Below are 10877 nucleotides of genomic sequence, written 5' to 3' on the forward strand. Positions count from 1 at the left end.
CCCCCTCGCCAACCGATTGATATCATTACACAATCGGTTGGTGGGAGCGGGTGGGGGTCCGAAGCGGTGGGAACTTTTCAGCGTTTGAAGCCCAGCAAGGGCGCGGCGTGGCCGGCCAGCTTCTTGCGATTCGCGCGCTTCGTGTACCGGTTCGCTTCCTTCTCGGTCTCCCAGCCGAACAACGCCATGAGTTGCCGATCGGTCGCGCCGTTGTCGGCGGCATGGGTGGCGGCCGCTTTGCGCAGGCCGTGAGCGGCAAGTCCGACTGGAAGGCCCGCTGCCTTAACCCAATCCTGGAACTTGTTGCCGAACCCGTTGGCGGTGAACGGCACGCCGCGTTCCGTCACGAGATATGCGAAGGGTCCGATGATGGCCTGACTGGCGTCGAGCACCTGGCGCAGCGGTTCGATGATCGGAATGTCGCGCTTCTTTGGAATCGCCCCGGCCTTGCGGCTGCCCTTGGTCTCGGTGAAGTGCAGCCAGCCCTCGCGCTCGTGCTGCGGGCCGAGCTTCACGACGTCGGATCGGCGAACTCCGGTGTAGAGCAGCAGCGCGAGGCACAGGCGGGCCTGGGAGCCCACTGGATGCGTTTCCTCGAAGCGCTCGATGTGGGACGCCGTCCAGGTCTCGAAGCCGTCGCCTGGCATCTTGAGGTAGGCCACCTCCGCGGCTGGATTCCTGGCGCCCGGCTTTTTCGCGCTCTGGGCCCACTTGAACAGCCGGCGCAGCGCCTTCACCCGATTGTTGGCGGCGCCGGGCAGCTCGAGCTTCTCGTCGCGGATCTCCTCGACGTGTCGCGGCTCGATCAGCGCGTAGGGCAGGGTGCCGCGCTCCTGGCCGGCCTTCGGCGTCTTCGATCGGCTGACGTCCTCGAGGATGAGCCGGTTCTGGCGCTGGGTCTTCTTGTCCAGCATGCGGAAATTGGCGCTGGCGAAGTAGTCGAGGCAGAGGGCACGGAACGAGGCCGGGGCAATCTCCCGTGCGGACTTCGGCGCGGCCGCATCGCTCGCCGTCTTGGCGGCCTCCAGCTCGGTGGCGAAGGCCACGGAGCCGGGCTCGGCGCGCAGCCGGATCTTCGGCCGGCCCTTGCGCCAGTAGTAGAGCCGCACATTGCCGTGCCGGTCCTTGTCGGCCACGACGTAGGGGATATTGAGCTTCAAGCCGCCCTGCCTCAGTCCCATGGATTCGAGACCTCCTCACCGTCCGTCGGGAGGGCGTCGAAAGCAAGGTCGAGTTTCTGGGTGTCCCAGACCCGGCGGGCGTCGATGACCTTGGCTCGGGGCATGCGGCCGTCGCCGACCATCTCGTCGAACTTCCGGACGCTGATGCCGATGTAGACGGCAGCCTCCTCGCGCGACAGGCCGCGCCGAGGCTGCGACGAGCGCCTCAGTTCGCGACCTGGCGAGAGGGGCTGGTGTAAGCTCACGGTGTGTCGGGCGGGTCCGGAAGCGGAAGCATCGGCGCCCAGGCGATCGGTATTCCGCAGCCCTGTTCGGTGATGCAGTCGCCGCACCAGTCCCAACCGGGGAACTTCCACTCGTCGATGCCATCGTTGACGAAGTTGTTGAAGCCCATGGTGCGGGTGAGCTCGGCGTCGTCGAAGCCGCCGCTGCAATCGTCGCCGTCGTCGTGGCGGAGCAAAAGCTGCAGCAGCGAATTGTCCTTCGGCGCTGTCGTCATGTCGTAGTTCCAGGCCAAATCACTCACAGCAACCTCTCCATCCCGCCCAGGGGTGTCTGCTCGCCGGCCGGGATCTCGACCGGGTCGGCGCGGCGTTCGGTAGTTTCACGCTCGACGGCGTCGGCGGCCGGGCTGTTGGCCAGCGCGACGATCAGCTGGGCGTCGGCCGTCACCTGCTCGAGTCCGCGGCCGCCGACCGATTCGTGCGGGTAGAGGTCGGCGACGCGGTTGCCCTTGGAGTCGAGGATGCGCAGGAAATAGACCGCGCTGTCGTCGTGGGTGCGCCGGATCGCGAGGGTCCAGGGGCGAGGAGATGGCGTCATGCCGAGCCTTGCTCGGCATGGGCGGCCGGCCGCGCCTTCTGAGGCGCGGGAGCCCGCTCGGTTCGTTTGGCGCGCGCTGCGTCGACCAGGTCCTTGAACGGATTCCATCGCTCGCTGCCGAGGCGGCGGTTGATCTTGACCCAGTCGGCAGCGTGATAGCCGAACATGAAGAACTTGTAGCGGGCCAGCGAGTCCCATGCCTTGCGCTCGGCTTCGGCGAGGTCGGCTTCAAGGGTGGCGCGGAGGTCGGTCATCGGTTCGCGATCTCCAGCAGCACGTCGGCGTGGCACGGGGAGCCTGGCTTGCACCAGCAGGCGAGGTTCTTGCCGCGCAAGGCTTTGCGAATCTCCTCGCGCGAGGGTGAGGCGCCGGCGGTGATCGGTGGGCCCAGTGGAACCTCGCCGCCGGGTCCGACCATCTTCGGCTGCTCGGTCATGCTGAGCGTCTGCCGGCCGTGCGGTGGGTCGATCCAGCCGCGGAAGGCGCGCACCGATGCCTCCTGTCGGCCGGCGGCATCTCCGCGGCATCCCAAGGACAGGGCGGCCCAGCAATATTCGGCCCGACGGAAATCGAAGGGGTTGCCCCAGCGTGTCGTGCGATCGACCTTCACCGCGTTCGCGGGCATGCGCCATCCCTTGGCGCGCGACAGCTGGATGCGGTGAGGTCCCGGCGCGGTCACGGTGCCCCCATCTCCTCGCGCGCCTTCGCGGTCAGCAGCTCGATCCGCGCGCGATGGTGGGCGATGTGCGTCTCGAGGATCGGCTTACACATCGACCACGGCACGTGGTAGCAGCGCCGGCTGTTGTCTCCGCTCGGCACGCCGAGTTCGAGGCCCTCGCGACGACGGCCAAAGGCGTCCCGGATGTCCGGTGCCCGATCGTGCGTTTCTTTGATGCCCTTGAGAATATCGGCCAGCAGGGCTTCGGCCGTCTCGACTTCTCGATAGGCGAGTGCGATTTCCGTGGCGGTGTCTTTGCTGATCGCGGTCATGTCGATCCTCCTGGAAACTCCCGGTGCATCTTGCCGTCGAGTTCGGCACCGGCGGCCTTCTTGCCGACGCGGAACATCTGAGCCCCATGAGCGCCCTCGCTGCACAAGCAATCGTCGACCCACTCGTCGTCGCCCCGGTGGAATTCCCCGTACCGACAACCGGCAAGCATGCCGTCGGCGCTGGCAGGGAAAAGGCTTCCGGGCGCCCACTCGCCCCACTGTTTGAAGAAGAACGGCACGCCGGCCGCGGTGCACTGATCGCGCAGGCTGCGAGCCCAGTCGGGATGCATCGGTCGCGCGCGCGGGCCGCTCTCGCCGCCGGCGATGACCCAGTTGATTTCGGCGTTGAGGTTCTGGGTCGGATCGTCCTCGCCGGCCCACATGGCGTCGTTGATATTGATAGCTCCCAGCAGCGGCTCGGCGGAAATGAACCGCTTGGCCGCCGGCGTCGCCAGCAGGTGCGGGATGCGCTCGTCGGCGCGCGCCTGGTCCTCGGTCGAGACGCCCAGCCAGACGTTGGGCAACGGCCACTTGTATTGCCGGATCTTGAGATTGCCTTTCGCGTCCCAGAGCGCGTCATTGTCGGTGTCGATCATGGCCGGCACCAGCCGCAGGATGTCCTCGCAGGCGGCCTCGACCTGATGCTCGCGGCCGGTCTCGCCGCCGGCGGGCATGTCGAATATCTGATTGCCGACCTTGTAGCGCTGCGCCGGCGTGCCCTGCCAGCGCTCGGCGAAGTATTCCCGCATCCGCTTGGCCCGCTTCGTCAGCACCTGGAACGTGTGCTGCGGGCAGAGCGCCATGACGGCGAAGATGCGGTCGATGGTCTCGTCGGCGACCCCCTCGTGGAACAGGTCGGACATCGAGTTGACGAAGATCCGGCGCGGGCGTTTCCAGCGCAGCGGCTGGGTCAGCGTCTCGTCGGACGCCACCGCCATGCGGCCGTTCCACACCGGCCCCGCCTTGCTGGGCTGGGTGAGCCCGGCATAGGGCGTCGGCTTGCCCTGCGCCGCCTGCATCTTCTCGATGCGCGCCGCCATGCCCATGGCGTAGCAGTGAGTGCAGCCGGGCGAGAGGATGCTGCAGCCGGCGACCGGGTTCCAGGTGGCGGACGTCCATTCAATTGCGGAGCCGTCAGCCATGTGACGGCTCCGCAATGGTGGGCGGCAGGGCCTGCAGCGAAGCGAAGGCCCGGGAGCCCACGCCGTGCAGAACGGATGACGACGGTGCCACGCGATCGCAGCCGTACATCAGCAACCCCGCTGCCAAGCCACCCAGCAGGAACGCCAGCGCCAGCAGGCCAGGGCGTGGCAGCACGTCGGCGTCTTCGACCGGGCGCGGCATCGGTGGCGGCTTGGGCACTACCACACCACCTTCACATCGCCCTGGCCGTTCTCGATCGCGGCCAGCACTTTGCGCCTAGCAAGCTCGGCGTCTTCTGGATCCTCGAACCAGTCTGTGAATTCGCCCGCGTCGATCGCCTCATCCTGCATCGCCTTGAGGTCCGACCAGGTCGGCGCGTGCACCTCGCAGAAGTCGGGACCGTCGGTGTAGCTGAAGCGTTTGTCGTCTTCGAAGATCGGCGCGCTGCAGCTCTCGCAGACGTAGAGGACCTCGCCGCGCAGATCGTCCCAGTCGCCGACCTCTAGCTTCTTCGCATGCGCGGGTTCGATAAGCGCCGCCTGTGCGGCGAGGGCGGCGGGTGCGGCCGCAAGCGGCGCGGCCGGAAGGCAGCGCAGGAATGTGCGTCGGTTCAAGTGTCGTCCTCCTCTCGATCCAGCGGGCAATGCCGTCCGCTCTTGCGCGGCTCGCCGTCCCGCAACTGCGGGCATTCGGCAAACTCGCAGTAGTCGTCGTCGTCGGCCTGGCAGCGCGTCATGCGGCGGCCCTGCAGGCTGTATTGGAGGGGTGGCGGCGTGCTCATCGTCCCTCTCCATTCATCCCCTGAAACTCCGCCAGCGCCCGCTCGGCGGCCTCGGCACTCGCGGTGGCTTCGCGGCACCGCAGCAGCGCGCCCTCGTAGACGCGCTCGTCGATCCATGACCGATGGCGGGTCGGGTCGACGATCCCGACGCCCAGCTCGCGCGCCATGCGGGCGAAGTCCTGGGCCGCGCCGCCCGGCGCGCGGCCGGTGGCGCGCCAGTCCTTCAGCAGCCGCTCGACGCGGGCGTCCATCTCGTCGGTGAGGAGTGGTGGGGCGTCGGTCATGCTGCGGACCTCTCGATGCGGATTCGCTCGCCATTGCTGCCAATGGCTTCGAGTTCGTGGGGAACGCGGCGGACCTCGCGCTCGGCTTCGCTGCGCGTGTAGCGTCCGGCGTCGATCGAATCGGGCGTGTAGCCGGCCCAGCCGGGCCGATAGTAGGCGCTCTTGTCCCGCGCCCAGATCAGGTAGGTGACCGCGTCGCCGAACAGGATCGTCTTCAGCGTCTCGGCGCGGTGGAAGTCCATGCGGCGGACCGCCTTGGCCAGCTCCGCCTCGAGGCGTGCGCGTCGCTGGCGCTCGTTCGACTTGGTGCGCAGGTCGGCGGGCGGGCGACAGAGGATCTCGCCGCAGCTGAGGTTGAGCAGCTCGCCACCCGCGATCACCCACCACATGCTGTTGAGGCGGTAGTAGGCCGTACCGCGGCAGATGCGGCCGCTGCGGTTGGCGAACCAAACCGTGCTGCCGTGCTCGACCGTGCCGCCGTCTCCGGACCTGCGATTGTAGTCCTGGGTGCAGCGCGGCCGGCCGAGCGCCTTGTCGGTATGCCAGGACTCGGCGTAGTCGCGCTCGATCCGCTGAATCGGCGTGAGGTTGGGCGGTTCTCTTTCGTCGACCGTGACGGGAGCGAGCGAGCGCAGCCAGGTCAGGATGCGGCGGCGCTCCAGATGCACGCGCAGCCGGTCGAGATAGGTCATGCGTTGCAGCTTGTTGAAGTCGTGGCGTCGGCCATTCGGGTTGGCGATCGGCCAGGTCTCGGCCCAGAACTCGATCTGCAGGGCGCGACCGGTGAGGTTCACCTGGGCGCGCAGGTCGCCGCGCGCGGCGATGCGGCGCGAGGGGCTCAGGATCCGGTAGTGCTTCAGGGTGTGCGGATCGGCGCGCAGCTTCCAGCCGCGCCGTGCCATTTCCTTCAGGAGGGGCTTGTAGACCTCCTCGCGGAAGGACGGGTCGTTGGCATCGTCCTGCCAGATGCCGAGATGGGCGTCGTGGATGCGGATGGAGAGGGCGGCGCGGGCGGTCATGCCACCACCTCGATCGGGAAGATGTGCGTCTCGTTGTCGTAATCGAGCAGCATGTTGGAGGCGTCCATCACGCCGGCGGCCTCAATCATGGGGTGGATCGTGGCGATCAGCTCGGCTTTGAACATCTGGTCGGTTTCGAGCGCCCTCATCAGCGCGCAGTCACCGTCGAATTCTTCCTCGATGAGGCTGCCGACAAAGAAAAGTCCGGACCGCTCAACAGCCCGCCAGATGACGGGGACGACGGCCGCGGCGATCTTCTCCCAAGGAACCGTGGCGATGGCTTCCGCGACCTCGCCTTCGAAATCATTGTCGCAGTTGCTGCCCTCCATCGACTGCTGCAGCGACCACGCGATGTCAGTGCCTGGTTCGCACAGGTCGTTGATCAGGTCCTCGTGATAGTCGCCGTGGTGCACGGGGTGGCGATCGCATTCGCAGGTTTCGAACCCATAGGTGCCGTCCGCGGGATCTAAGTAATCCGCGAAGTGTTCTTTGCCGGCCGCGATGGCCTCCTCGCGCGAGCCGTACGGCCCGTTGATGATCTCGTCGCCGTTCCGCCAGAAGCCCCAGCCCCATGTGCGGGGCGTTGGGGCAGCGGGTGGCGGCGTGGTTATGGTGGCGGCCTCGACTGTAGAGATGGCGGGCAGCGCGCTCGCCGCGGCCAGGGCGGCCATGCCACCGAGGAACAGACGTCGGGAAAGCGGTGGCGTCACCGAGTCCCGTTCTGCACGGTGCGAGCTCTCGGGCCTATGAAGGCCCTGCCGCTCGCCTGCGCGCTCGCTTCGCTGCGTGCGCTGCATCAGACCATCCCCAGCGCGTGTTTGTAGACGTCGAGGAGCGTCTCGGCTTCGGCGCGGTCGGCGGCGTCCATGCTGCGCAGCGAGACGATCTTGCGCATGGTCTTCACGTCGTAGCCGACGCCCTTGGCCTCGCTGTAGACGTCCTTGATGTCGCCGCCGATCGCCTTGCGCTCCTCCTCGAGCTTCTCGATCCGCTCGATGAAGGACTTGAGCCTGCCGACGTTCATGCCGCCTGGACGGTTGCGCGACTTCTTGCCCTCAGGCTCCTTCAGGTCGAGTTGAGCGCTGGTGTCGTCGCCGTCGGTCTTCTCGTTGTGGTCGGTGCCCACCGCGCCATCGGCTGTGGGAATGCGCGGCGTAGCGCTCTGCTCGCCCTCGGCGGTGGCTCCTGCGTTTGGTCCGATGTGCACAGTCCTGTCTCCCATGGTGATGCTGACCGAGCCGCCGTCCCGGGTGACGGTGTCGCGGAATTTCTGCGCGGCGCGGCGCAAGGCGGGTGTGATCTCGTCGGTCATCTCGCGACCACGCCGTCAAACGGCTCGACGTCCGGCTGCGGTCGCGCCACCTCGGGGAACATCCCGTAGGTGATCGTCTCGCAGAGGCGGCGGAGGCGGGGATTGGGGTTGAGCGTGCAGAGCGTGTCGAACGTCTGCACGGCGGCGAGGCGGTCCATCGAGCGCTCGTCGTGCAGACGCTTGATCGCCCAGGCGCGTTGCGCGTCCTGTTGCAGGCTGGGCTTCGGCTGGGCGAACTCCGGGGCGGGTTTCATGTGCGCACCTCGTTGTCGAACAGTTGGCCGACCTGCTTCATCGGGTCGGGGCCGTGGCGGGTTTCGTCCCAGGGGATCGCGCGCAGCTCGGCGTCGGTGAGGCGGCGCGTGCCGGGCGGAACGGTGCGCAGTCGCGACGTCTCCGCGTAGCGGATGTCGCCGTTCTCGAACTGCACCAGCGCGCGCAGGCCGGGCTTGCGGGCGAGGACCGTAACCCTCGCTTCGCGGGCGGTCGGGCCGGGGCGCTGGGGCATCAGGAGATACTGCGTCATCGCCCGCCCGCCTTCGTGAACGCCATCAGCAGCACGAAGATCACGACCGCGAGCACCAGGCCGAGGGCAATGGTCGAGCGACAGAGAGCCCAGAAGGTCCACGCGGGGTGCGCCCGCTCTGCATCGTCGATGAACTTGACGAACCAGCCGCCGGCGACGAAGCCGAGCAAAGCCGCGCCGACGCCATTCCCGCCGATGGCGAACACCACGGCAAAAGCGGTGCAGATCAGCGTGATCGCGGCGGACAGATGCGGGCTCACGACCGTGCCTCCGGCGACTTCAGCTCGGTCGCGGCATATTGCACGCCGGTGCGGCGGTGCAGCCGGGCGATGTGTTCGACCATGGCGGCGTGCGTGCCAGCGAACGGCGTGCCCTGGTCCTCGCGGATCACGTCCTCGACGATCGGGCGCACCCACCACAGGGGCTCGCCGCCGGAGCGGGCGCTCACGACGAGCCTCCTGGCTCGGCGTGGGCAGGCGGCAGCGCCTTCTGAGGCGCGGGAGCCTGCGCGGTTCCGGTTTCAGGTGGTGTTGGGGCGTCGTCGTCGCTGCTGGCGATGGCGTGCCGCTCTAGGTATTCCTTGTAGGATGAGATGCGCAGAATCAGGCGCCGTCTCAGCATCTTGTTCGATTTCGGGATGCCCGCGAGGGCCTCCTCAAGGTTTTTGACTGCAAACTCCAAGCTGGCGTAGAGGCCTCCAGAGAGCCCGGCGTAGTAGTTGGCGACCTGTTCCAGCGACCGGCACCGTTTCATGATCGTCTCCTTCCGCGTCGGGCCTTCGATGCCAGCGCCGCGCGCTCTTCGAGAGCCTTTCCGTCATCGTTCAGATGGGTCGCCATTGCGAAGCAGCACCGCACGCAAAAGCGAAACGTCATCACCTTTCCATCTTCCCGGTTAACTTCCGTCAGTGCGCGCACCCGAGTGCCCGCTGGAATCACCTCGGCGAAGCAGTAGCTGCACGTGTGCGTGAAGCGAGTGGAGACGAACCGGTCGCGCAGTGTTCGGGCATCCGTGTCATCGCCGGAGAACGGATCAAAGCGCAGGCAAGCCCCTTCGTCCTTTGCGGTCAGTGCGCCAACCGAACCGTGCGGGCTCTCGGGCCTCTGAAGGCCCTGCCGCCCGCCTGAGCGCTCGCTCCGCTGCGCGCTCACAGCTGGCCCCCCGTGAGCTGGAACACGTAGGCCTCCGGCAGGGTCGTCCGGTCATCGTTCTTGCGCCGGATGAACCAGGCGAGATCGGCGTCCTTCTCGAAGCGCGCGATGATGTGGCCCTTTTCCGTCTCGACGATGTGGGGCAGGTCGTGCGTCGGATCGAAACGCAGGAAGACCGGGACCATCGTCGCGTGCAGAGGCAGGCGACGCTCCGGCGCATCGGCGGCCACCACGCGGCGCAGCTCGCGCGGCGGTCGGGTATCGGGTGAGAGAGAGGGTGCGGCTGTGTCGGGCATCACGACCTCGCCAACACAAGTGCCCGGCAGACAGCCAGCAGGTTCGAACCTCTGGCCACGGTCGGAACGCCGTGGCGTTCGCATAGGGCGATGAAGCCGCGAGCGTAGGCCTCGGCGACGGCTGGTGAGGGCGCCTCGAGCGCAGCGCATTGCGCGGCGACGCTCGGCGCCGGGGAAGGGAGGAAAGTTTCGCGATCGTCGCGGGGCATGTCTGGCCGTCCTTTCTTCGACGCTCTCGGGGGAGCTGCGCTCCCCCTGACGCTCCCAAGCCCCACTTCGTGGGGCCTGCTGGCCGCGCCCGTGATCGGTTCCGCCGGGGCGCGGCCAGGGTCTGAACCAACCGGGCGGGGCCCCTCAGCCTCCGGTCCGGCCGTCCCCCCACCACGGGGCGACGGGCATATTAGTGACTAGAAAAATAGTCGTCGTCAATAGGGATGACTACAAGATTAATCGTAAATGCACCGTCACATTTGGTTACGTTCACTACGGGTGATAGGAAAGGTGCATGAGAGTGCAACTTGCGGCAGTGGGGGCGCTTGGAATCGGCGCCATGCTTGTGAGCTTGTTGGCGTCGCCACTGGGCGCGCAATCGGTGACTGACGGCGATACGCTGCGCGTAGACGGTACAACGTATCGCCTTTGGGGGATCGACGCGCCGGAGCTAAAGCAAGATTGCCCGGATGGGTGGCCTGCCGGCCGTCTGGCCGCAACCCATCTGGCTTCACTCCTCGCTGGCCGCAACGTCATCTGCCAGCGACGCGACACCGATCGCTATGGCAGGACGGTCGCGATCTGTCGGGTCGGCGGCGAGGATCTCGGGGCCTTGATGGTTCGAGACGGATTTGCGTGGGCGTTCACGCGCTACTCAAGATACTACGTGCCCGAAGAAGCGGCGGCTCGGGTGGGTCGAGCAGGCGTGCATGGCCATGACTGCATTACGGCCTGGGATTGGCGCGCTACCCGTCGCAACGGAGGGTGAGATGAAAAAGACAGCAACTGCAGGGTTTGCGCTCGCGTTCCTGTGTGTGCCCGGCCTCACGCATGCGCAGTACGGATTCGATAATCCAGATGCGCTCAAGGCAGCGCAGGCCACCCTTGCGGCTGGTGGCTTTCCTTGCGGCGACGTGGTGAGTGCGGTGCGGAGGAAGGACGGAAACCTGCTGGCCGATTGCAGCAATGGGCGGCGCTACGGCATGGTGAATCTCGGCGGCGGAAAGATTTCGGTGGTTCGATTCAATCCCGGCACGGGTGAATGGGTTAAGCCCTGATGGCTTCCTGTCGGCGTCTCGGTCGGGTGTGCAACCGGCTGACGTATGGCTGGCGACTCCTCAACCTCAATTGACGTTTTCTTTTCTTCAGTCAGAATGCTGAT

Annotated in this window: 23 protein-coding genes; 2 read left to right on the top strand and 21 right to left on the bottom strand. The window is 66.9% G+C overall.

All coding sequences use genetic code 11. From position 1 onward, the window contains the following. Nucleotides 1–77: 77 nt before the first annotated feature. From ACP15H_RS07435 to ACP15H_RS07535, 21 genes are all read right to left on the bottom strand, one after another. On the bottom strand, nucleotides 78–1181 hold the full coding sequence (locus ACP15H_RS07435; RefSeq protein WP_425065566.1) for a tyrosine-type recombinase/integrase: 1104 nt from the start codon (nucleotides 1179–1181) through the stop codon (nucleotides 78–80). Beyond that, nucleotides 1172–1426 (bottom strand): XRE family transcriptional regulator, encoded by a 255-nt coding sequence (locus ACP15H_RS07440; protein WP_425065567.1) that lies wholly within the window; start codon nucleotides 1424–1426, stop codon nucleotides 1172–1174. Before ACP15H_RS07440 ends, ACP15H_RS07435 begins: the two co-directional genes overlap by 10 nt. Continuing rightward, the gene (locus ACP15H_RS07445; RefSeq protein ID WP_425065568.1) at nucleotides 1423–1707 is read right to left on the bottom strand and encodes a hypothetical protein; all 285 of its coding nucleotides are present in this window, start codon (nucleotides 1705–1707) and stop codon (nucleotides 1423–1425) included. The genes ACP15H_RS07440 and ACP15H_RS07445 overlap by 4 nt, the downstream gene beginning before the upstream one ends. Then, nucleotides 1704–2003, bottom strand: a complete 300-nt coding sequence (locus ACP15H_RS07450; RefSeq protein ID WP_425065569.1) for a hypothetical protein — start codon at nucleotides 2001–2003, stop codon at nucleotides 1704–1706. The genes ACP15H_RS07445 and ACP15H_RS07450 overlap by 4 nt, the downstream gene beginning before the upstream one ends. Next, nucleotides 2000–2257 carry a hypothetical protein gene (locus ACP15H_RS07455; protein WP_425065570.1) on the bottom strand — a complete coding sequence of 86 codons (258 nt, stop codon included), beginning with the start codon at nucleotides 2255–2257 and terminating at the stop codon, nucleotides 2000–2002. Before ACP15H_RS07455 ends, ACP15H_RS07450 begins: the two co-directional genes overlap by 4 nt. Continuing rightward, nucleotides 2254–2682: a DUF4326 domain-containing protein gene (locus tag ACP15H_RS07460; protein WP_425065571.1), complete on the bottom strand. Its 429-nt coding sequence runs from the start codon at nucleotides 2680–2682 to the stop codon at nucleotides 2254–2256. The genes ACP15H_RS07455 and ACP15H_RS07460 overlap by 4 nt, the downstream gene beginning before the upstream one ends. Then, nucleotides 2679–2993 carry a hypothetical protein gene (locus tag ACP15H_RS07465; protein WP_425065572.1) on the bottom strand — a complete coding sequence of 105 codons (315 nt, stop codon included), beginning with the start codon at nucleotides 2991–2993 and terminating at the stop codon, nucleotides 2679–2681. The genes ACP15H_RS07460 and ACP15H_RS07465 overlap by 4 nt, the downstream gene beginning before the upstream one ends. Then, complete coding sequence (locus tag ACP15H_RS07470) at nucleotides 2990–4135, bottom strand: phage Gp37/Gp68 family protein (protein WP_425065573.1); 1146 nt, start codon at nucleotides 4133–4135, stop codon at nucleotides 2990–2992. Before ACP15H_RS07470 ends, ACP15H_RS07465 begins: the two co-directional genes overlap by 4 nt. Next, nucleotides 4128–4355, bottom strand: coding sequence for a hypothetical protein (locus tag ACP15H_RS07475; protein WP_425065574.1), 228 nt, complete (start codon nucleotides 4353–4355; stop codon nucleotides 4128–4130). The genes ACP15H_RS07470 and ACP15H_RS07475 overlap by 8 nt, the downstream gene beginning before the upstream one ends. After that, nucleotides 4355–4750 carry a hypothetical protein gene (locus ACP15H_RS07480; protein ID WP_425065575.1) on the bottom strand — a complete coding sequence of 132 codons (396 nt, stop codon included), beginning with the start codon at nucleotides 4748–4750 and terminating at the stop codon, nucleotides 4355–4357. The genes ACP15H_RS07475 and ACP15H_RS07480 overlap by 1 nt, the downstream gene beginning before the upstream one ends. Beyond that, nucleotides 4747–4917 (bottom strand): hypothetical protein, encoded by a 171-nt coding sequence (locus ACP15H_RS07485; protein ID WP_425065576.1) that lies wholly within the window; start codon nucleotides 4915–4917, stop codon nucleotides 4747–4749. Before ACP15H_RS07485 ends, ACP15H_RS07480 begins: the two co-directional genes overlap by 4 nt. After that, nucleotides 4914–5201 carry a hypothetical protein gene (locus tag ACP15H_RS07490; protein ID WP_425065577.1) on the bottom strand — a complete coding sequence of 96 codons (288 nt, stop codon included), beginning with the start codon at nucleotides 5199–5201 and terminating at the stop codon, nucleotides 4914–4916. Before ACP15H_RS07490 ends, ACP15H_RS07485 begins: the two co-directional genes overlap by 4 nt. Beyond that, nucleotides 5198–6220: a hypothetical protein gene (locus tag ACP15H_RS07495; RefSeq protein ID WP_425065578.1), complete on the bottom strand. Its 1023-nt coding sequence runs from the start codon at nucleotides 6218–6220 to the stop codon at nucleotides 5198–5200. Before ACP15H_RS07495 ends, ACP15H_RS07490 begins: the two co-directional genes overlap by 4 nt. Further along, nucleotides 6217–7017: a hypothetical protein gene (locus ACP15H_RS07500; RefSeq protein ID WP_425065579.1), complete on the bottom strand. Its 801-nt coding sequence runs from the start codon at nucleotides 7015–7017 to the stop codon at nucleotides 6217–6219. Before ACP15H_RS07500 ends, ACP15H_RS07495 begins: the two co-directional genes overlap by 4 nt. Next, the gene (locus ACP15H_RS07505; protein WP_425069872.1) at nucleotides 7017–7244 is read right to left on the bottom strand and encodes a DUF2312 domain-containing protein; all 228 of its coding nucleotides are present in this window, start codon (nucleotides 7242–7244) and stop codon (nucleotides 7017–7019) included. The genes ACP15H_RS07500 and ACP15H_RS07505 overlap by 1 nt, the downstream gene beginning before the upstream one ends. 284 nt (nucleotides 7245–7528) lie before the next feature. Then, a complete protein-coding gene (locus ACP15H_RS07510; RefSeq protein WP_425065580.1) occupies nucleotides 7529–7786 on the bottom strand; it encodes a hypothetical protein in 258 nt (85 codons plus the stop codon). Next, entirely contained in the window at nucleotides 7783–8058 is a 276-nt protein-coding gene (locus tag ACP15H_RS07515; RefSeq protein WP_425065581.1) for a hypothetical protein, read from the bottom strand. Before ACP15H_RS07515 ends, ACP15H_RS07510 begins: the two co-directional genes overlap by 4 nt. Further along, complete coding sequence (locus ACP15H_RS07520) at nucleotides 8055–8318, bottom strand: hypothetical protein (RefSeq protein ID WP_425065582.1); 264 nt, start codon at nucleotides 8316–8318, stop codon at nucleotides 8055–8057. Before ACP15H_RS07520 ends, ACP15H_RS07515 begins: the two co-directional genes overlap by 4 nt. After that, entirely contained in the window at nucleotides 8315–8506 is a 192-nt protein-coding gene (locus ACP15H_RS07525) for a hypothetical protein (protein ID WP_425065583.1), read from the bottom strand. The genes ACP15H_RS07520 and ACP15H_RS07525 overlap by 4 nt, the downstream gene beginning before the upstream one ends. Further along, entirely contained in the window at nucleotides 8503–8811 is a 309-nt protein-coding gene (locus ACP15H_RS07530) for a hypothetical protein (protein WP_425065584.1), read from the bottom strand. Before ACP15H_RS07530 ends, ACP15H_RS07525 begins: the two co-directional genes overlap by 4 nt. Nucleotides 8812–9205: 394 nt before the next feature. Beyond that, on the bottom strand, nucleotides 9206–9505 hold the full coding sequence (locus ACP15H_RS07535; protein WP_425065585.1) for a hypothetical protein: 300 nt from the start codon (nucleotides 9503–9505) through the stop codon (nucleotides 9206–9208). 505 nt (nucleotides 9506–10010) lie between these two features. Here ACP15H_RS07535 and ACP15H_RS07540 point away from each other — a divergent pair. Continuing rightward, nucleotides 10011–10484 (top strand): thermonuclease family protein, encoded by a 474-nt coding sequence (locus ACP15H_RS07540; protein WP_425065586.1) that lies wholly within the window; start codon nucleotides 10011–10013, stop codon nucleotides 10482–10484. Between the two features lies 1 nt (nucleotide 10485). Beyond that, complete coding sequence (locus ACP15H_RS07545) at nucleotides 10486–10773, top strand: hypothetical protein (RefSeq protein ID WP_425065587.1); 288 nt, start codon at nucleotides 10486–10488, stop codon at nucleotides 10771–10773. The last annotated feature ends 104 nt before the right edge of the window (nucleotides 10774–10877 follow it).

Source organism: Reyranella sp. (genome assembly GCF_965249915.1).
Classification (GTDB): domain Bacteria; phylum Pseudomonadota; class Alphaproteobacteria; order Reyranellales; family Reyranellaceae; genus Reyranella.

What these genes read in the sequence shown, in the direction of transcription:
- ACP15H_RS07470 (WP_425065573.1), bottom strand. Translation starts at nt 4,135, where the DNA reads ATGGCTGACGGCTCCGCAATTGAATGGACGTCCGCCACCTGGAACCCG.
- ACP15H_RS07530 (WP_425065584.1), bottom strand. Translation starts at nt 8,811, where the DNA reads ATGAAACGGTGCCGGTCGCTGGAACAGGTCGCCAACTACTACGCCGGG.
- ACP15H_RS07540 (WP_425065586.1), top strand. Translation starts at nt 10,011, where the DNA reads ATGAGAGTGCAACTTGCGGCAGTGGGGGCGCTTGGAATCGGCGCCATG.
- ACP15H_RS07535 (WP_425065585.1), bottom strand. Translation starts at nt 9,505, where the DNA reads ATGCCCGACACAGCCGCACCCTCTCTCTCACCCGATACCCGACCGCCG.
- ACP15H_RS07465 (WP_425065572.1), bottom strand. Translation starts at nt 2,993, where the DNA reads ATGACCGCGATCAGCAAAGACACCGCCACGGAAATCGCACTCGCCTAT.
- ACP15H_RS07515 (WP_425065581.1), bottom strand. Translation starts at nt 8,058, where the DNA reads ATGACGCAGTATCTCCTGATGCCCCAGCGCCCCGGCCCGACCGCCCGC.
- ACP15H_RS07435 (WP_425065566.1), bottom strand. Translation starts at nt 1,181, where the DNA reads ATGGGACTGAGGCAGGGCGGCTTGAAGCTCAATATCCCCTACGTCGTG.
- ACP15H_RS07455 (WP_425065570.1), bottom strand. Translation starts at nt 2,257, where the DNA reads ATGACCGACCTCCGCGCCACCCTTGAAGCCGACCTCGCCGAAGCCGAG.
- ACP15H_RS07490 (WP_425065577.1), bottom strand. Translation starts at nt 5,201, where the DNA reads ATGACCGACGCCCCACCACTCCTCACCGACGAGATGGACGCCCGCGTC.
- ACP15H_RS07450 (WP_425065569.1), bottom strand. Translation starts at nt 2,003, where the DNA reads ATGACGCCATCTCCTCGCCCCTGGACCCTCGCGATCCGGCGCACCCAC.
- ACP15H_RS07510 (WP_425065580.1), bottom strand. Translation starts at nt 7,786, where the DNA reads ATGAAACCCGCCCCGGAGTTCGCCCAGCCGAAGCCCAGCCTGCAACAG.
- ACP15H_RS07505 (WP_425069872.1), bottom strand. Translation starts at nt 7,244, where the DNA reads ATGAACGTCGGCAGGCTCAAGTCCTTCATCGAGCGGATCGAGAAGCTC.
- ACP15H_RS07500 (WP_425065579.1), bottom strand. Translation starts at nt 7,017, where the DNA reads ATGCAGCGCACGCAGCGAAGCGAGCGCGCAGGCGAGCGGCAGGGCCTT.
- ACP15H_RS07485 (WP_425065576.1), bottom strand. Translation starts at nt 4,917, where the DNA reads ATGAGCACGCCGCCACCCCTCCAATACAGCCTGCAGGGCCGCCGCATG.
- ACP15H_RS07545 (WP_425065587.1), top strand. Translation starts at nt 10,486, where the DNA reads ATGAAAAAGACAGCAACTGCAGGGTTTGCGCTCGCGTTCCTGTGTGTG.
- ACP15H_RS07495 (WP_425065578.1), bottom strand. Translation starts at nt 6,220, where the DNA reads ATGACCGCCCGCGCCGCCCTCTCCATCCGCATCCACGACGCCCATCTC.